Origin of the sequence: Methylobacterium mesophilicum (genome assembly GCF_036441335.1) — a bacterium.
In the GTDB taxonomy this organism is placed as follows: Bacteria; Pseudomonadota; Alphaproteobacteria; order Rhizobiales; family Beijerinckiaceae; genus Methylobacterium; species Methylobacterium mesophilicum_B.
Genome location: NZ_MLBW01000017.1, coordinates 95,471 through 113,240 on the forward strand (window position 1 = coordinate 95,471; position 17,770 = coordinate 113,240).

Below are 17,770 nucleotides of genomic sequence, written 5' to 3' on the forward strand. Positions count from 1 at the left end.
GATCGCTTGAGCGATAAAGCCGGATGCGCTTACAGCCGTCGTGCATCGATGCACAGCGAGGGTGCGATCATGGCCAGGACGGGGCCCAATTGGGACGACCTCCGCTTCTTCCTCGCGGTGGCGCGGACCGGAACGCTGAGCGCCGCCGGGGCCCGCACCGGCACCGAGCACACGACGGTCGGGCGCCGGATCCGCGCCCTGGAGGAAGGGCTCGGCGCCCGGCTGTTCCACCGCAGCAACCTCGGCTACGCGCTCACCGAGGACGGCGCGAACCTGCTCGGCGTCGCCGAGGCCATGGAGAGCGCGTTCCTGTCGGCGAGCGCCGCCACGGAGGCCGCACAGACGGTCTCCGGCACGGTGCGGATCGGCGCGCCGGACGGGTTCGGCAGCGTGTTCCTGGCCCCCCGGATGCACCGGCTCACCGCGCGCCATCCGGGGCTGGAGGTCGAGATCATGGCGACCGCGCGGATCTTCAGCCTGTCGAAGCGCGAGGCCGACATCGTCATCAGCCTCTCCGGCCCGCAGCAGGCCCGGGTGGTGGCGCGCCGGCTCACCGATTACCGGCTGCTCGTCTACGCGGCCGAATCCTACCTCGCGGAGGCCGGCCCGATCGCGGAGGTCGGGGACCTCTCGGGGCACCCCTTCGTCGGCTACATCGAGGACATGCTGTTCACGCGCGAGCTGAACTATCTCGGCGCCCTGGGGCCGCCGGTCTCCGCGCGGCTGCGCTCCACCAACCTCCTGGCGCAGGTCCACGCGACGCTCGGTGGCGCCGGCCTCTGCGTGCTGCCGGCCTTCATCGCGGCGGCCCATCCGGGGCTCGTGCCGGTGCTGCCCGGCGCGGTGTCGCTGACGCGCTCGTTCCACATGCACATCCACGAGGACCACCGGAAGGCCGCCCATATCCGCGCGGTGGCGGGGTTCATCGCGGGCGAGGTGGAGGCGGCCGCCGGCCTGTTCGCCGGGCCGGCCATGTAAGCGCCGGCAGTTTCGCCCGGCGGGCGCAGGTCCTAAGATCGTCGTTCCGGCGCACCAGCAGAGGCGCCGGGTGGGAGAAGCAAGAGTATGGTCGCCTCGATCGCCCTGCCCCGGCTGATGCGCGTCGGCGCCGGCGCCTCGCGGCTCCTGCCGGAGGTGCTCGGCCAGCTCGGCCTGTCGCGGCCCTTCGTGGTCACCGATCCCTACCTCGCCGGCAGCGGCCGCACCGACACGCTGCTCGAGCGTCTCAAAAGCGCGGGCGCGCAGGCCACGATCTTCTCCGAGACCGTGCCGGACCCGACCGTGGCCTCGGTGGAGGCGGCGCTGGCCGCCCTCCAGGCGGGCGATTTCGACTGCGTGGTCGGCTTCGGCGGCGGCAGCCCGATGGACACCGCCAAGGCTGTGGCAGTGCTGGCCCGCCACGGCGGCCACATGCGCGACTACAAGGCGCCCCGCCAGCAGGACGAGCCGGGCCTGCCCATCGTGGCGATCCCGACCACCGCCGGCACCGGCTCGGAGGCGACCCGCTTCACCATCGTCACCGACGAGGCCTCGGACGAGAAGATGCTCTGCATCGGCCTCGCCTACCTGCCGGTGGCGGCGCTGGTCGATTACGAGCTGACGCTGACCAAGCCCAAGCGGCTCACCGCCGATACCGGCATCGACGCCCTGACCCACGCGATCGAGGCCTACGTCTCGCGCAAGTCCAACCTGTTCTCGGACGGGCTGGCGCTGCAGGCCATGCGGCTGATCGCCCCGAACCTGCGCCGGGTCTGGACCGATCCCGGCGACCGGGCGGCGCGCGAGGCGATGATGCTCGGCGCCACCCAGGCGGGCATCGCGTTCTCGAACGCCTCGGTGGCACTCGTCCACGGCATGAGCCGGCCGATCGGCGCCCATTTCCACGTGGCCCACGGGCTCTCGAACGCGATGCTGCTGCCGGCGGTGACGGCCTTCTCGGCCCCGGCCGCGATCGACCGCTACGCCGCCTGCGCCCGCGCCATGAAGATCGCCGGCCCGGACACCGACGACCGCTCGGCGGTCTCGGCCTTGGTGGCCGAGCTCGAGGCGCTGAACGACGACCTCGACGTGCCGGGACCGCAGGAATACGGCATCGACCCGGCCCGCTGGGAGGCGCTGCTGCCCACCATGGCGGCCCAGGCGCTGGCCTCCGGCTCGCCCGCCAACAACCCGGTGGAGCCCAGTGCCGACGAGATCGTGGCGCTGTACCGGCGCGTCTGGGCGGGGTGATACCCCGCGGGGCAGAGCGGATCCCGAGACGGGACATTCGACCCGCCGCCGTTTTTGCGAGGGGAGCGAAGCAAGCGGGCAGCGCCACGCGAACAGATGTCGCGCTGCCCCGGGTCGCTGCGCTGCCCCCGCGATGACGGGGTGAGGCCTACTTCGCCGCCGTCAGCGGGCAGCCGCTCTCGGCCGCGGTGGCGAAGGCCTCCTTGCCGGGAATGGTCGAGATCAGCTTGTAGAGGTCCCACGGACCCTTCGACTCGGCCGGCTTCTTCACCTCGAACAGGTACATGTCGTGGACCATGCGGCCGTTCGGCTGCACGATGCCGCCATGGGCGAAGACGTCGTCGACCGGCAGCTCCTTGAGCTTGGCGTTGACCGCGTCGGTCTCGTCGGTGCCGGCCGCCTTGACGGCCTTCAGGTAGGACAGGACCGCCGAGTAGGTGCCGGCCTGGATCATGTTGGGCATCCGGCCGGTGCGCTTCATGTAGCGCTGGCCGAAGGCGCGGGTCTCGTCGTTGGCGTCCCAGTACCAGCCCTCGGTGAGCGTCAGGCCCTGGGCGACCTTGAGGCCGAGCCCGTGCACCTCCGAGAGGGTGAACAGCAGGGCCGCGAGCTTCTGGCCGCCGTCCACGATCCCGTATTCCGCGGCCTGCTTGATCGCGTTCGAGGTGTCGAGGCCGGCATTGGCGAGCCCGATCACCTTGGCCTTCGAGCCCTGCGCCTGGAGCAGGAAGGACGAGAAGTCCTGGTTCGAGAGCGGGTGCCGGACGCTGCCCAGCACCTTGCCGCCGTTGGCCAGCACGACCTTGCTGGTGTCGGCCTCCAGCGCCGAGCCGAATGCGTAGTCGGCCGTGAGGAAGAACCACGTGTTGCCGCCCGCCCGGGTCAGCGCGCCGCCTGTGCCCACCGCCAGTGCCCGCGTGTCGAAGGCCCAGTGGTAGCCGTAGGGCGTGCAGGCCTTGCCGGTGAGGTCGCTGGTCGCCGCCCCGGTGGTGATGGTGATCTTCTTCTTCTCCTTGGACAGGCCCTGGACCGCCAGCGCGACCGAGGAGGTGGTCAGCTCCATGATCGCGTCGACGCCGTCGCGATCGTACCATTGCCGGGCGATCGCCGAGGCGATGTCGGGCTTGTTCTGGTGGTCGGCCGTGAGGATCTCGATCGGCACGCTGCCGATCTTGCCGCCCATATCCTCCACCGCCATCCGGGCGGCCTCGACCGAGCCCTGACCGCCGTACTCGGCGTAGAGGCCGGACTGGTCGTTGAGGACGCCGATCCGTATCGCGTTGTCGGAGAAGCTTCCCTGCGCGGCCGCCGGAGCGGAGCCGAGCGCGGTCCCTGCGAGGGCGGCCGCCACAACCGCGCCGCCGATTGTCCTGATCATGTCTCCCCCCGGTTCGCCCGAGTACCCGCTTCTGAGGCGGTTCCGGCGGCACGATAGGGGACGACCCGGCGCCGCGCCACGGCCGAGGTCGAGCGGAGGCTGAAGGTTTCCGCGGATTGTGACGCGGTTCCGATCGCCCCGTTTCCGGACCGGCGGCAACGGCAGAGGTTATAATACCTTAACCATAATTACACGAATCCCCGCGCAGGTTCCGGTCATGGACGGCAATCCGGCCGTCTCCGGCGCGTGGCGATGCGATGAACCCAGCCCGTTTCGCCGTCCTCGGTATCGCCCTCGCGGCGGGGACCGGGGCGGCCTTCCTGATGAGCGGCGGCGACCCGCCGCCGCCGCCGCCACCGCCGAAGGCCGAGGCGCCGCCGCAGCCGACGACCGACGTGCTCGTGGCGGCCATCGACATGCCCATGGGTCAGGTGCTCCGGGCCGCAGACCTGCGCTGGCAACCCTGGCCTGACGGCGCCGTGGCCAACGGCTACATGACCCGCAAGATCCACCCCAAGGCGCTCGAGGAGACCGTGGGCGCGTCCGTGCGCTCGGGCTTCCTGACGGGCGAGCCGATCCGCGCGCAGAAGCTGGTGCGGCCGGAGAGCGGGTTCATGGCGGCGATCCTGCCGCCCGGCATGCGCGCGGTCGCCATCGTCACCGACAGCCGCGGCACGAACTCGGCCGGCGGCTTCATCCTGCCGAACGACCGCGTCGACGTGATCCGCACCTTCCGCGACGAGTCCAACTCGCGGGCCAACAACAGCGACGTGCAGCTCTCCCAGACCATCCTGACCGACATCCGCGTCCTGGCGATCGGTCAGCTGGTCCAGGAGAAGAACGGCACCAACGTCGTCACCGGCGAGACCGCGACGCTGGCCGTCACGCCCGCGCAGGCCGAGACCCTGGCCCTCGCCCAGAAGGTCGGCGCCCTGACCCTCTCCCTGCGCAGCCTCGCCGATGCCGGGCGGCCGCCAGAAGCCACGCCGCTGGCCGACGCGTCCGCCGCGCAGATGCCCGAACCCGCCCTGACCGTGGTGCGCTTCGGCGTCGCGCGGCAGCAGACGCCGTGACCGCCATGATCGCTCCGCCGCCCGCTTCGCTGCCCGACGCCCGCCCGCCGCGGCGCTCCGACCGCGGCCCGCGCCGCCGCTCGGCCGGCGCCCTCGCCCTGCTGGCCGCCCTGAGCGGGCCGGCCTCCGCCCAGGACCGCCAGACCTTCGGTCCCGCACCGGTCCTGACGGTCGGGGCCGCGGAAGCCAACACCACCCGGCGGGTCGAGCTGACCGCCGGCCGCTCCGTCATCGTCGACCTGCCGCGGGACGCCAAGGAGGTGTTCGTGGCCAACCCCGCGGTCGCCAACGCCGTGGTCCGCTCGACCCGCAAGGTCTTCGTGATCGGCATGGCCGACGGCGCGACCTCGATCTTCATCATGGACGCCGAGGGCCGCCAGATCGCCGCCCTCGACGTGACGGTGGCGCGGGACCTCAACCTCGGGACCCTGCGCGAGCTGCTCAGCCAGAGCATCCCGGGCGGCCGCTTCGACGTGCGCTCCTCGGGTGCCTCGGTGCTCCTGTCGGGCTCGGTCAACTCCTCGGCGGACGCGCAGCAGGCGATCGACATCGCCAACGCCTTCGTGGGCCTGGGCGGCGGCGGGGCCGCCGGTCCGGCCGGGGCGGCGAGTGGCGGCGTCGCCGCCGGGTCGCGGGGCGCGGTGATCAACAACCTCACGATCCGCAACAAGGATCAGGTGATGCTCCGCGTCACCGTGGTGGAGGTGTCCCGCAACGTCGTGAAGCAGTTCGGCATCAACATGACCGGCAACTGGGCGGCGCTGAACCCGGTCGGGACCGTCGGGCAGACGATCGTGAACAGCGGGACCGCCGCCGCCGCGTCGGTGCCGGCGAACCTCCCGAACGTCCTGACCAACAACCTGCCCTTCACGATCAACCCGAACACGCCCAGCGGAAACCAGATCCAGGCCTCCGTTCAGGCGGGCGGCCTGTCGCTCCAGGCGACCCTGAAGGCGTTCGAGCAGGCCGGCGTCTCGCGCATCCTGGCCGAGCCGACGCTCACCGCCATCTCGGGCGAGGCCGCCAAGTTCCTGGCCGGCGGCGAGTTCGCGGTCCCGTCCTCGGCCACCTGCGCGGTCAACGGCGCCTGCACGCCCGGGATCACCTACAAGCCCTACGGCGTCGCCCTGTCGTTCACCCCGACGGTGCTGGCCGACAACCGGATCTCGATCCGCGTCGCCACGGACGTGACCGAGATCGATCCGACGCAGAGCTTCAGCTACGTCGTCGGCAACACCTCGGTCGCGGTGCCGGGCACCAGGGTGCGCCGCTCCGAGACCACCGTCGAGCTGCCGTCCGGCGGCGTGATGATGACCGCCGGCCTGATCCAGCAGTTCAACAAGCAGGCGATCGCCGGCCTGCCCGGCCTGATCAACCTCCCGATCCTCGGCGCGCTGTTCCGCTCCCGCGACTACCAGCGCCAGGAGACCGAGCTGATGATCATGTGCACGCCCTACATCGCCCGGCCGATGGAGCCGAAGCAGGTCAGCCGGCCCGACGACAATTTCGTCGATGCCAGCGACGGCCAGACCGTGCTGCTCGGCCAGATCAACCGCATCTACGGCAAGGTCGCCCCGCCCGGCGCGGCCGCCGCGGCGCCGCTCGGCCGCACCTACCGCGGCCGCGTCGGCTTCATCGTCGAGTAGCGCCCCGCCGCGCCTTCAGGATCGGACCCATGACCGGACGTCACACGCCCGCCCCGCACCGCCGCGCCGCGAGCGTGCTCGCCGCCTGCGCACTGGGCGCCCTCGCGTCGGCCTGCAAGACCGATCCCGTCACGACGGGCGGCATCGACGTGACGGATTACCGCGCGCGCCACCCGATCGTCCTGACCGACGGGAATCGCACCCTCGACGTGTTCCCCACCGGAACGGGTCATCTGGACCCGCGCCAGGCCAACGATGTCGACGCCTTCATGCTGGAATACCGGCGCTACGGCCGCGGAAGCCTGCTGATGCAGGTGCCGCAGGGCGTCCCGGCCGACCAGGTCGTCGCCGTGGAGCGGACCGCTTCGGTGCTCGGTCGGCTCGGCACGCAGAACGGCGTCAACGGCCGCGAGATCGCGGTCAGCGGCTACGCGGTGGCCGCGCCGACCCTCGCTTCGCCGATCCGGCTGAGCTTCCAGCGCATGCAGGCCAAGGTTGCCGACGCCTGCGGCCTCTGGCCCCAGGACCTCGGAGCCCGCGGCTTCGCGAGCGACTACAGCAATCAGCCGAGCTGGAACCTGGGCTGCGCCATGCAGTCCAACGTGGCCGCCCAGGTCGCCGACCCGATCGACCTCGTGCGCGGCCGGCCCGAGGGCCGCATCGACACGGTCAAGCGGGTCCGGGACATTGGCCAGTTGCGGGACGGCAAGGATCCGTCAACCACATGGCGGCAAGATGGGCAGACCGCCGTGAAGTCTCAGGTCGCGAACTGAGACTGCCGGCGCCGGGGATGGGCAGCCCCGCCGCCGACCGCAACGCCGCGCCCCGCACGCGAACCCGAAAGCGCCGTCATGGCAGAGCTGTCCGAGACGACCGAGCGCACGATCGCCCCGGTGCCCCGGATCACCATCCAGGCATTCTGCGAGACCGGCGAGACCGCGGCGATGATCGAGGGCGCGGCCCTCGACCGGCGCATGCAGAAGGCGCAGGTCAAGGTCCGGATGGGCGGCGGTGCCGCGGCGATCGAGGCCTACCGGCACGCGCCGACGCCCAACGTCATCATCATCGAGATCCAGGGCGCGCGCTCGAGGCCGATCGAGTGCCTCGAAGCCCTGGCCGAGGTCTGCGACGAGGGCACCCGCGTCCTGGTGATCGGCCACGTCAACGACGTGATGCTGTACCGGCAGCTGATCCAGCGCGGCGTGTCCGATTACCTGATGGCCCCGGTCGAGCCCCTGACGCTCATCGCGGCGATCTCCGATCTGTTCACGGCACCGGGCGTCAAGCCGGTGGGCCGGACCGTGGCGGTCTACGGCGTCAAGGGCGGCATCGGCGCCTCGACCGTGGCGCACAACTTCGCGTGGTCGGTGGCCCGGAGCCAGGGCGTCCAGACGGTGATCGCCGATCTCGACATCGCCTTCGGCACCGCCTCGCTCAACTTCAACCAGGACCCACCGCAGGGCATCGCCGAGGCGGTATTCGCCCCCGAGCGCCTGGATTCGGCCCTGGTCGAGCGGCTGCTGTCCAAGTGCAGCGACAACCTGAGCCTGCTCTCGGCCCCGGCGAGCCTCGACCGGACCATCGACCTGTCCGAGCCGGCCTTCGACACCCTGATCGAGCACATGCGGGCGAGCGTGCCGTGCGTGGTCCTCGACATCCCCCACCAGTGGAACGCGTGGACGAAGCGCGTCCTGACGGCGGCCGACGAGATCCTGATCGTCGCCGGGCCGGACCTCGCCTGCCTGCGCAACGCCAAGAACCTCCTCGGCGCGCTCAAGCACGGCCGCCCGAACGACCAGCCGCCCCGGATCCTGCTCAACGGCGTCGGCGTCCCCAAGCGGCCCGAGATCGGCACCGCCGAGTTCGCCAAGGCCCTGGAGGCGCCGGTGGCCCTGACGATCCCCTTCGAGCCGACCCTGTTCGGCACGGCGGCCAACAACGGACAGATGATCGCCGAGATCCAGGCCGGTTCGAAGGTGGCGGAGCTGTTCAACGATCTGGCGGCCATCACCCTCGGGCGTCCCGAGACCCGGCGGGGGCGTCCGAGCCTGCTGGAGCCGCTGCTCGCCAAGCTTTCCGGCCGCAAGGCATCCTGATGCGGACGCGATCCCTCACCCGGCCGGTTCCGCGGGTCAGCGTCGGGGCTCTCACCCATGTTCGGTAGGCGACAGTCCGGCGGGGCGTCGGCAGCGCCCCCGCCGATCCCGCAGATGCGGACCCCGGCTCCGGCCACGCCGGTGCTGCGCGACGCGCCGGCGCCCGCACCGGCCCAGCGCCCGGCCCCGGCGGCCCCGGTCGTGGTCGAGACCGCGCGCTCGGAGGATTATTACCGCACCAAGAGCCTGATCTTCGGCGCCCTCATCGAGGCGATCGACCTGACGCAGCTCTCGCGCCTGGACGCCGAGACCGCGCGCGAGGAGATCCGCGACATCGTCACGGAGATCATCGGGCTCAAGAACATCGTCCTGTCGATCTCCGAGCAGGAGGAACTGCTCGACGACATCTGCAACGATGTGCTGGGCTACGGCCCGCTGGAGCCGCTGCTCGCTCGCGACGACATCGCCGACATCATGGTCAACGGCGCCCACCGGACCTTCATCGAGGTCGGCGGCAAGATCCAGCTGACCAGCGTCCGGTTCCGCGACAACCAGCAGCTGATGAATATCTGCCAGCGGATCGTCAGCCAAGTGGGCCGCCGCGTCGACGACGCCTCGCCGATCTGCGACGCCCGCCTGCCGGACGGGTCCCGCGTCAACGTCATCGCGCCGCCGCTCGCCATCGACGGCCCGGCGCTGACGATCCGCAAGTTCAAGAAGGACAAGCTGACCCTGGAGCAGCTCGTGCGCTTCGGGGCGATCTCGCCCGAGGGCGCCGAGGTTCTCAAGATCATCGGCCAGTCGCGCTGCAACGTCGTCATCTCGGGCGGCACCGGCTCGGGCAAGACCACGCTGCTGAACTGCCTCACCGCCTTCATCGAGCACGACGAGCGGGTCATCACCTGCGAGGACGCGGCGGAACTCCAGCTCCAGCAGCCGCACGTGGTGCGCCTGGAGACGCGCCCGCCCAACATGGAGGGCCAGGGGCAGGTCACCATGCGCGACCTCGTGAAGAACTGCCTGCGCATGCGTCCGGAGCGGATCATCGTCGGCGAGGTGCGCGGACCGGAGGCGTTCGACCTGCTCCAGGCGATGAACACCGGCCACGACGGCTCGATGGGCACGCTGCACGCCAACAGCCCGCGCGAGTGCCTGTCGCGTATCGAATCGATGATCTCGATGGGCGGCTTCACCCTGCCGTCGCGGACCCTGCGCGAGATGATCTGCGGCTCGATCGACGTCGTGATCCAGGCGATGCGCCTGCGCGACGGCTCCCGGCGCATCACCCACATCACCGAGGTGCTCGGCATGGAGGGCGACGTCATCACGACCCAGGATGTGTTCCTCTACGACATCGTCGGCGAGGACGCGAACGGCAAGCTGATCGGGCGCCACCGCTCCACCGGCGTCGGCCGGCCGAAATTCTGGGAGCGCGCCCGCTACTACGGCCTGGAGCAGCGGCTCGGCGAGGCGCTCGACGCCGCCGAGGTCGTCGACCGGAGCTGAGCCGATGGCGGACGCCTCCAACCTGCCGATCGCCGCCGGCCTCGTCGGCATCGCGGTCGCCGCCGTCGCCTACGTGGCGGTCCTGCCCCTGCTCGGCGGCGAGCGCCGGGCCAGCAAGCGCCTGAAGACGATCAGCGTCTCCGCCTCGGGGGCGGCGACCCGGGGCGTCGCGGTCAACCGGCGCGAGCAGGTCGCCAAGACGCTGAGCGAGATCGAGGCGAAGGCCAAGGGCGCCTCGAAGGCCAGCGTCGAGCTGAAGCTCGCCCGCGCCGGCCTCGGCTGGACGAAGCAGACCTTCTACGGGGTCTCGGCCCTGAGCGGCGTCGTCTTCGGGCTCCTGCTCTTCGTCGTCACCGACAACGCCCTGGCGGCGCTCGGCGCCGCCTTCGCGGGCGGCTTCGGCCTGCCGGCCTACCTGCTGCGCCACCTGCGGCTCAAGCGCATCGCGAAGTTCAACAAGGAGCTGCCCAACGCCGTCGACGTGGTGGTCCGCGGCATCCGCACCGGCATCCCGGTGGGCGACTGCTTCCGCATGGTCTCGCGCGAGGCCGAGGAGCCGGTGCGCAGCGAGTTCCGGACCGTGGTCGAGACCCAGGCGATGGGCCTGTCGCTCGGCGAGGCCTGCACGCGCCTGTTCGAGCGGGTGCCCACCGCCGAGGTGAACTTCTTCGCCATCGTGATCAACATCCAGCAGCAATCGGGCGGCAACCTGTCCGAGGCGCTGAACAACCTGTCCACGGTGCTGCGCGACCGCGCCAAGATGCGCGGCAAGGTCCAGGCGATGAGCATGGAGGCCAAGGCCTCGGCCTCGATCATCGCCTGCCTGCCCTTCGCGGTGGCGGGCATCACCGCGCTCACCAGCCCCGACTACATCTCGCTGCTCTGGACCACCGATACGGGCAAGATCGCCCTGGTCGGCGCGGCGATCTGGATGTCCATCGGCATCTTCACGATCAAGAAGATGATCGCCTTCGAGTTCTAGGCGCGGTGCGCCGTCTGCCGGATCCCGCCCGATGATCGACGCCATCGCCGAGAAGCTGTTCGATCCCCGCTTCATGGGCACGTTCCTGACCGCCATCGCGGCGGCCGCGACCGCCTACGCGGTGGCGCAGCCCTTCCTGGAGACCGACCGGCTCGGCAAGCGGATGAAGCTCGTCAGCGACGAGCGCGAGCAGATCCGGCGGCGCGAGCGGCTGAGCGCGGAGCGGACCGGCAACCGGGCGACGCTGCGCACGGAGCCGAAGGCCTACATGAAGTCTGTCGTCGAGAAGTACCAGCTGCGCCGCTGGCTCGGCACCGAAACGGCCAAGCGCAAGCTGATGCAGGCGGGCTACCGCGGCCAGGGGGCGGAGACGGCGTTCCTGTTCTTCCGTCTCGTCGTGCCGGTCGCGGCGGTGATCGCGGCCCTGTTCTACCTGTTCGTGCTGGAGGTGCTCGACGCCTCGTACCTGATGCGGTTCGGGCTGGTGATCGGCGCGGCCTACATGGGCATCAAGGCGCCCGAGCTGTTCCTGGTGAACACGGCCAAGAAGCGCCAGACCGAGATCCGCAAGGCGTGGCCGGACGCCCTCGACCTGACGCTGATCTGCGTGGAATCCGGCATGGCGATCGAGAACGCGTTCCGGAAGGTGAGCACCGAGATCGCCACGTCCTCGGTCGTGCTGGCCGAGGAACTCGCCCTGATGACGGCCGAGATGTCGTTCCTGCCCGACCGGCGCCAGGCCTACGAGAACCTCGTGATGCGCACCGGGCTCGAGCCGGTGAAATCCGTGGCGACGGCGCTGATCCAGGCCGAGCGCTACGGCACGCCGGTCGGCCAGGCGCTGCGCGTGCTGAGCCAGGAGAGCCGCGACATGCGCATGAACGAGGCCGAGAAGAAGGCGGCCGGGCTGCCGCCGAAGCTCACCGTGCCGATGATCCTGTTCTTCCTGCCGGTGCTGTTCGTGGTCATCATCACCCCGGCGGTCATCCAGATCATGCGGACGCAGTGACGGCCGGAACGCGCCGGGGGATGCGCGAGGGACAGCGGCAGGGGCTGTTACAGGTCCCGCCTCACCGGATGCGGCCGGGCCGGGTCGGCTCGAACACGATGCGGCGGTGATAGGCGCACCAGCTCTTGCCGTCGGACACGGGGGCGCCGCAGCAGATGGCGCGGTCGTTCGGCTCGCCGATGATGTACTTGCACACGAAGGCGCCGGACTGCGCGAAGGGCACGCGCAGGTCGGCCGACGGCTCCTCGACGGACTCGGCGTCGCCGATCTGGGACATGCGGACGAGTTGATTCATGGTATCGATCGGCTCAATAAGCATCCTGCACGGTGGGTCGGGCGCCCGGGCAGACAGGGAAGGTTTGAACGCATCTCGTTCAGGCGACGTCCCCGTCTCGCGTCCGCAAGCGGGGCGTCCGGGGCGGCCAACACGATGCCGGCCGGACGGCCGACGCGATTGGCGTCATCATGGTGTCGTAACTGGGGTTACGGCTCTTTAAAACAAGACCAGCCTGCGCTGGATGCATCGGACCACGGTGCGGGATGCGTAGCTCCCCCGTTCCCGCGCGTGCTCGATTGGCGCTCGATTGGCATTGGCCAGCACCGGCGCAACTGACGAATCCGCGCGAACGCCGCCGTCCCGCGGCGGCCCGGACGTGCAACGCGGTGCGACCTGTGGTTCTGTGAGCCCGCCGCAACGCGAACAGTGCCGGATCCGCCGACCATGGCCCATGCGCCCCTCGTGTCACCCGAATGGCTGCACGACCGCCTCGCGGCCCCCGACATCGTCGTGCTCGACACCTCGTGGTATCTCCCGGCCGCCGGCCGCGATCCCGAGGCCGAGTTCCGCGCGGCCCACATCCCCGGCGCCCGCCGCTTCGATCTCGACGCCATGAGCGACACCGAGTCGAGCCTGCCGCACATGCTGCCGCGGCCCGAGGTGTTCGCGGCCCGGATGCGCGCGCTCGGGATCGGCGACGGCATGCAGATCGTTGTCTACGACGGGCAGGGGCTGTTCTCGGCCCCGCGGGTCTGGTGGATGCTCAAGGCCTTCGGGGTGCGCGACGCGCTGGTGCTGGACGGCGGCCTGCCGGCCTGGGTGGCGGCCGGCTACCCGACCGAGGAGGGCGAGCCGCGCCCGCACGAGCGCCGGCACTTCACCGCCCGCCTCGATCACGGCGCCGTGGCGGACGCGAACGACGTCGCCCGGGCCCTCGACACCGGCTCGGCGCAGGTGGTCGATGCCCGCTCGGGCACGCGGTTCCGCGGCGAGGAGCCGGAGCCCCGCCCCGGCGTCAGGCCCGGGCACATGCCCGGCGCGCGCAACCTGCACTACGCGGCCCTCCAGCGCGACGGCCGGATGAAGAGCCCCGACGAGCTGAAGGCGGTCTTCGCCGAGAACGGCGTCGATCCGGACCGGCCGATCGTGACCACCTGCGGCTCGGGCGTGACCGCGGCGATCATCGCGCTGGCGCTGGAGACCATGGGCCGCCCGGCGCGGGGCCTCTACGACGGCTCCTGGTCGGAATGGGGCGCCGACCCGGCCCGGGCGGTGGCGACCGGCCCCTGAGGGGCGGCCCTCCGGACCTCCGGGCCTGCCGAGGTGACCGGGCCGCTTCAATCGCCCGCTTGAAAGCTCCGTGATCGATTTCGATATATCGATAGCGCCTGCGGTTGGGCGCCCCACGGAGAAAATCATGCCGCATCACGACACCACCGCCTTCTCGGGCACGATTCGACACGTCTTCGCCCATCGCTTCACCGTCGAGGCGGGCGGCGAGACGCACCTCGCCGATCTCGGCCCGAAGGGTGCGGAAGCCTTCCCGCTCGCGAGCGGCCTGCACGTCACCCTCACGGGCGAGCGTCGCCCGTCGGAGATCAAGGTCACGCGGATCTCGGCGGAGGGCCGGGATGCGGTGGAGATCCATCACAGGAAGCCCCACCACGCGCCCGGCGCCGGGCGGCCGGGCGGGGCAACGGACGTCCCGGCCAATCCCGCGCGCGCTCTGGCGGCGGTGGCCGCGGCGGGGTGGGCGGTGGCGGACGCGCCGCGCCGCAAGCCGAAGCATTTCGAGGTGCTGGCACGCCGGAGCGACCGCGCGGCGACGGAACTGCACGTCGACTTCGCCGGCGCGATCTACAAGGAGAAGCCGGCCGACCCGGCGAAGTGGGCCGTGCTGGCCTGAGGGCCGCCGACCGACCCGCCGCATCGACGGACGGTGCGGCGGGCCCCGCCGCGCAGCGCCGGGGATGCGCAGCCGGGCCGCCNGAAGCCGGCCGACCCGGCGAAGTGGGCCGTGCGGGCCTGGGGGCCGCCGACCGACCCGCCGCATCGACGGACGGTGCGGCGGGCCCCGCCGCGCAGCGCCGGGGATGCGCAGCCGGGCCGCCACGCGGCCCGGCACCTCGACGCCGCAGTGTCGGATCTGTCCCCGCGCCGGCCGGTCCGCTACGCCGCCCGCACCGCGCGGCGCTTGTCGGCGGCGCTCCACTGCATGAGTCCGACCATCACCGCGATGGTGGCGACGTAGACCAGCCCCTGGAGAGCGGTCGGACGGTCGGTGTAGCCGACCAGGGCGTGCAGGACGCGGCCCGGCCAGGAGTTCTCGGCGATCACGCCGGAGCTGTTCCAGAGCGTACTGCCGAGGACATCCACGACGCCGGCATTGGCCAGGAACTGCGCCGCCTGCGCGGCGAGGCCGGCCGCGAGGAAGACGATCAGGACGCTGGTCACCGAGAAGACGTAGCGGCTCGGGATCGAGGCGAGCCCGAGATAGGTCACCGCCGAGAGAAGCGCGCCCGCGCCGATGCCGGCGACCGCACCGAACTGGATGTCGGCGCCCGAGGTGCCCGAGGCCACCAGGCCGTACAGGAACAGGACCAGCTCGGCCCCCTCGCGCAGGATCGCGGCGCCGATCACGATCGACAGGGCCGCGGCCTCCCGCTCGCCCGAGCGCACCGCCGCGCCGGCGGCGCGCAGCTCGCCCGCCAGCTCCTTGCCGTGCTTGCTCATCCAGGTGTTGTGCCAGACCAGCAGCAGCACGGCGACGATCAGGACCGCGGCGTTCAGGATGTCCTGCCCACTGCCCTCGAAGGCGTCCGAGATCTTCTCCGCGAACAGCGCCACCAGCGCGGCCCCCGCGAGGCCGCCGGCGATGCCGAGCAGGACCCAGCGCATCCGGCCCGGGATGCCGCGGGTCGCCGCCAGCACGATGGAGATGATGAGGCCTGCCTCGATGACTTCGCGGAAGGCGATGACGAAGGCGCCGATCATGGCGGTCTCCAGCGGTTGTGAGGTCGTGTGACGCGTCGCGCGCGAACCGCGCGCTACCAGATCCAGAACAGCAGCACCCAGTTGGCCACCGAGAGGGCGGCCGCGCCGGCGATGCAGGCCGAGGCCGCCGCGCGGCGGAGGCCGCCGGCGGCGAGACCCGCCACCCGCCAGGCCAGCCAGACGCTCCACAGGCTCGCGCCGGCGAGCAGGCCCGCGCGGATCTCGGCCACGTAGGGGATGACGATGCCGTCGCCGCGCAGGAACGTCACGGTGAGCGCCGACAGGCCCAGGAAGACGCCGCAGCCCGCCACCGGGATCAGCGTCTGGGTCAGGTGGTGGAAGCGCCGCAGCGACCAGCCGCCGAGACTCAGGGTCGCGAGCGCCACGATCCCCGACAGGACGAGCCCGAGCACGACGGTCGCGGCGCCGATGTAGGCCAGCAGCAGCCCGCCGTCGAGGAGCGTCATGACGTCGTTGCGGTCGGGGTAGTTCGTCAGCACGAACCACGGCGCCGAGTGCTCCAGGGGCCACGTCGTCCCGCGCTCGATGAGCCACGTGGCCAGCCACTGCTTGGCGTCGACGTACCAGGGGCTCGAGGACCACTGGAAGGCACCGACCGCCAGCGCCAGCATGCCGAACAGGATCAGCATGGTCTGGTCGAGGCTCGGCTCCGCGCCGGCCACGTGCACGATCTCGTGGTTGGGCGAGCGCAGGGCGAGGCGCACGGCGCCGCGATGGCCGCTGCAGCGCCCGCACATGTGGCAGGCGCCCGCGCCCCGCATGGTCTTGACCGGCACGAGGGGGGCGCAGTTGAACGCCTCGGTGCCCCGGACGGGCTTGGGCGAGGCCGCCCAGGCGGCGCGGTCGACCTGGAAGCTCACCGGCGCGAGCTTCGACAGCACGGCGAAGACGCCGTTGACCGGGCAGAGGTAGCGGCACCAGACGCGCTTGTTGCGCCCGTAGAGCAGGCCGACCACGATCGCCGCGAGGGTCGAGCCGCCGAGCACCGCGAGCACCGGCTTCGGGTAGCCGTAGACGCTGGTCATCTGCCCGTAGACGGTGGTTCCGGCGAAGGCCACGAACGGCCAGCCCTGCCAGGTGATCCAGCGCGGCACGGCGTAGCCGCGGCTCCACCGGCTCGCGAACTCGCTGAGGGCCCCCTCCGGGCAGAGCACGCCGCACCAGGCCCGGCCGACCAGCACCATGCTGACCAGCACGAACGGCCACCAGATCCCCCAGAAGGCGAACTGGGCGGCCAGCGTCAGGTTGGTCCAGATATGGGCGGCATTGTCGGGCAGCGGCAGCAGGGCCGGGACGATCACCAGCACCGCGTAGACGCCGACGATCAGCCACTGCACGGACCGGATGATCCAGCCGTACCGGCGCAGCAGGTCGCCGAACCGGGCGAGGCGCGCGTCGACCGCAGACCGGCGCGGCGCGGCGCGGGTCAGGGCCAAGGGACCGGGCGCTGTCGTGGAGGCGCTCATTTGGCCACCAGGGTCGCCTTCGCCTCCGGATGGAAATCGTCGAACACTTGGTAGGTGCCGGCATCGAGGGTGCGGAACACGATCGCCGAGGTCGAGCCCGCGGCGAGCGCCTTCTCGCGCCGGAGTTCCGTGCTCTCGAACTCCACCGGCGTCTGGCCGGTATTCGAGATCTCGAGCTTGAACCGGGTGTTGGCCGGGACCTCGATCACCGTCGGGATGATCGCGCCGTCGCGCATCTCCACCTTGATGACTGGCATGTCGTCGGCGCGCGCGGGCGCGGAGGCCGACGCGGCAGCGGCCAGCAGCAGCGGGATGGCTCGGACGAGGGCGCGCGGCGGGCGGGACACGGTCAGCTCCGGCACTCTCAGTAGGCGCCCTTCTTGCCGACGCCGGCGAAGGTGAAGTCCTGGGTGATCTCGAAGGGCTCGAACCACGGGCCCACACCCGTCTCCTTGTCGACGTGGCGGCCGAAATGACTGTCCTTGCCCGGGGGCGCGACGGTGACCTTCAAGCGGTATCGACCGGGGCCGAACAGCTTGACGTTGTCGCCGTAATGCGGGCCGTCATTGGCGACCATCGGCATCAGCATGCCCGACACCGTCTGGTCGGTCGGCTTGTCGCCGTCGAGCTTCACCGCCTCGAAGCGGACGTCGAGCGCCGGGACCCAGTCCCCCTCGGCGAAGCCGTTGCGGTTGTCCTTGGCGGCACGGATGTCGGTCTCGAGGTGAATGTCCGACTTGGCGGCCTCGCGCATCATGCCGGGCGGGTCCATCTCGATCGGCTGGAGATAGACGGCGGCGACCTCGAGGCCGTTCCGCGTCACGTGCGGACCGATCGGCACCTCCTTGGCCGTGGCGGCGCCCGCGACCGCGAGGAGCGAGGCCGCGGCGAGGCCGCGAAGAACCGGGAGGATGTGCGAGGCGTGCATGCGACCGCACATAATCCACCCGGCCCGAAGTTCAAACCGGAATCGCACCAGTATCAAATAATAACAATTCTAATCTGAGACCTCGTCGGATCGACAGGTCCGTATTCGCATGTCTTACCGGGAGATCGACTCACTCACCACGCGATCTCACGAAGATGTTCATGC

Annotated in this window: 17 protein-coding genes; 11 read left to right on the forward strand and 6 right to left on the reverse strand. The window is 71.1% G+C overall.

Features of this window, described 5'->3' with window-relative positions:
* Nucleotides 1-69: 69 nt before the first annotated feature.
* Both MMR14E_RS13115 and MMR14E_RS13120 read left to right on the forward strand, forming a co-directional pair.
* Complete coding sequence (locus MMR14E_RS13115; protein WP_331314872.1) at nucleotides 70-978, forward strand: LysR family transcriptional regulator; 909 nt, start codon at nucleotides 70-72, stop codon at nucleotides 976-978.
* 87 nt (nucleotides 979-1,065) lie between these two features.
* Nucleotides 1,066-2,229 carry an iron-containing alcohol dehydrogenase gene (locus tag MMR14E_RS13120; protein WP_331314873.1) on the forward strand — a complete coding sequence of 388 codons (1,164 nt, stop codon included), beginning with the start codon at nucleotides 1,066-1,068 and terminating at the stop codon, nucleotides 2,227-2,229.
* 148 nt (nucleotides 2,230-2,377) lie between these two features.
* Here MMR14E_RS13120 and MMR14E_RS13125 read toward each other — a convergent pair whose 3' ends face one another.
* Nucleotides 2,378-3,607 carry an ABC transporter substrate-binding protein gene (locus MMR14E_RS13125; RefSeq protein ID WP_331314875.1) on the reverse strand — a complete coding sequence of 410 codons (1,230 nt, stop codon included), beginning with the start codon at nucleotides 3,605-3,607 and terminating at the stop codon, nucleotides 2,378-2,380.
* Between the two features lie 257 nt (nucleotides 3,608-3,864).
* Between MMR14E_RS13125 and cpaB the strand changes: the two genes are divergently transcribed.
* From cpaB to MMR14E_RS13160, 7 genes are all read left to right on the forward strand, one after another.
* On the forward strand, nucleotides 3,865-4,680 hold the full coding sequence (gene cpaB, locus MMR14E_RS13130) for a Flp pilus assembly protein CpaB (protein WP_331314877.1): 816 nt from the start codon (nucleotides 3,865-3,867) through the stop codon (nucleotides 4,678-4,680).
* A 5-nt stretch (nucleotides 4,681-4,685) separates the two neighbouring features.
* Nucleotides 4,686-6,326, forward strand: coding sequence for a type II and III secretion system protein family protein (locus MMR14E_RS13135; RefSeq protein WP_331314927.1), 1,641 nt, complete (start codon nucleotides 4,686-4,688; stop codon nucleotides 6,324-6,326).
* 29 nt (nucleotides 6,327-6,355) lie between these two features.
* Nucleotides 6,356-7,099 carry a CpaD family pilus assembly protein gene (locus tag MMR14E_RS13140; RefSeq protein WP_331314879.1) on the forward strand — a complete coding sequence of 248 codons (744 nt, stop codon included), beginning with the start codon at nucleotides 6,356-6,358 and terminating at the stop codon, nucleotides 7,097-7,099.
* 78 nt (nucleotides 7,100-7,177) lie between these two features.
* On the forward strand, nucleotides 7,178-8,422 hold the full coding sequence (locus MMR14E_RS13145) for an AAA family ATPase (RefSeq protein WP_331314882.1): 1,245 nt from the start codon (nucleotides 7,178-7,180) through the stop codon (nucleotides 8,420-8,422).
* A 57-nt stretch (nucleotides 8,423-8,479) separates the two neighbouring features.
* Nucleotides 8,480-9,928: a CpaF family protein gene (locus MMR14E_RS13150; protein ID WP_331314885.1), complete on the forward strand. Its 1,449-nt coding sequence runs from the start codon at nucleotides 8,480-8,482 to the stop codon at nucleotides 9,926-9,928.
* Nucleotides 9,929-9,932: 4 nt separating this feature from the next.
* Nucleotides 9,933-10,910: a type II secretion system F family protein gene (locus MMR14E_RS13155; RefSeq protein ID WP_331314887.1), complete on the forward strand. Its 978-nt coding sequence runs from the start codon at nucleotides 9,933-9,935 to the stop codon at nucleotides 10,908-10,910.
* Between the two features lie 31 nt (nucleotides 10,911-10,941).
* Nucleotides 10,942-11,919 carry a type II secretion system F family protein gene (locus MMR14E_RS13160; protein ID WP_331314889.1) on the forward strand — a complete coding sequence of 326 codons (978 nt, stop codon included), beginning with the start codon at nucleotides 10,942-10,944 and terminating at the stop codon, nucleotides 11,917-11,919.
* A gap of 61 nt (nucleotides 11,920-11,980) precedes the next feature.
* On the opposite strand, the gene MMR14E_RS13165 is transcribed toward MMR14E_RS13160, so the two are convergent.
* Nucleotides 11,981-12,214: a GcrA family cell cycle regulator gene (locus MMR14E_RS13165; RefSeq protein ID WP_331314890.1), complete on the reverse strand. Its 234-nt coding sequence runs from the start codon at nucleotides 12,212-12,214 to the stop codon at nucleotides 11,981-11,983.
* Between the two features lie 426 nt (nucleotides 12,215-12,640).
* On the opposite strand from MMR14E_RS13165, the gene sseA reads away from it, so the two are divergent.
* Both sseA and MMR14E_RS13175 read left to right on the forward strand, forming a co-directional pair.
* Complete coding sequence (sseA, locus tag MMR14E_RS13170; RefSeq protein WP_331314892.1) at nucleotides 12,641-13,486, forward strand: 3-mercaptopyruvate sulfurtransferase; 846 nt, start codon at nucleotides 12,641-12,643, stop codon at nucleotides 13,484-13,486.
* Between the two features lie 127 nt (nucleotides 13,487-13,613).
* A complete protein-coding gene (locus MMR14E_RS13175) occupies nucleotides 13,614-14,102 on the forward strand; it encodes a hypothetical protein (protein WP_331314893.1) in 489 nt (162 codons plus the stop codon).
* A 263-nt stretch (nucleotides 14,103-14,365) separates the two neighbouring features.
* Here MMR14E_RS13175 and MMR14E_RS13180 read toward each other — a convergent pair whose 3' ends face one another.
* Genes MMR14E_RS13180 through MMR14E_RS13195 form a run of 4 tightly spaced genes read right to left on the reverse strand, consistent with a single transcriptional unit; the run spans nucleotide 14,366 to nucleotide 17,605 of the window.
* Nucleotides 14,366-15,190 carry an FTR1 family iron permease gene (locus tag MMR14E_RS13180; protein WP_331314895.1) on the reverse strand — a complete coding sequence of 275 codons (825 nt, stop codon included), beginning with the start codon at nucleotides 15,188-15,190 and terminating at the stop codon, nucleotides 14,366-14,368.
* A gap of 53 nt (nucleotides 15,191-15,243) precedes the next feature.
* Nucleotides 15,244-16,677, reverse strand: coding sequence for a 4Fe-4S binding protein (locus MMR14E_RS13185; RefSeq protein WP_331314896.1), 1,434 nt, complete (start codon nucleotides 16,675-16,677; stop codon nucleotides 15,244-15,246).
* Nucleotides 16,674-17,024: a cupredoxin domain-containing protein gene (locus MMR14E_RS13190; protein ID WP_331314898.1), complete on the reverse strand. Its 351-nt coding sequence runs from the start codon at nucleotides 17,022-17,024 to the stop codon at nucleotides 16,674-16,676. Before MMR14E_RS13190 ends, MMR14E_RS13185 begins: the two co-directional genes overlap by 4 nt.
* A 17-nt stretch (nucleotides 17,025-17,041) precedes the next feature.
* On the reverse strand, nucleotides 17,042-17,605 hold the full coding sequence (locus MMR14E_RS13195; protein ID WP_331314899.1) for an iron transporter: 564 nt from the start codon (nucleotides 17,603-17,605) through the stop codon (nucleotides 17,042-17,044).
* Between the last annotated feature and the right edge of the window lie 165 nt (nucleotides 17,606-17,770).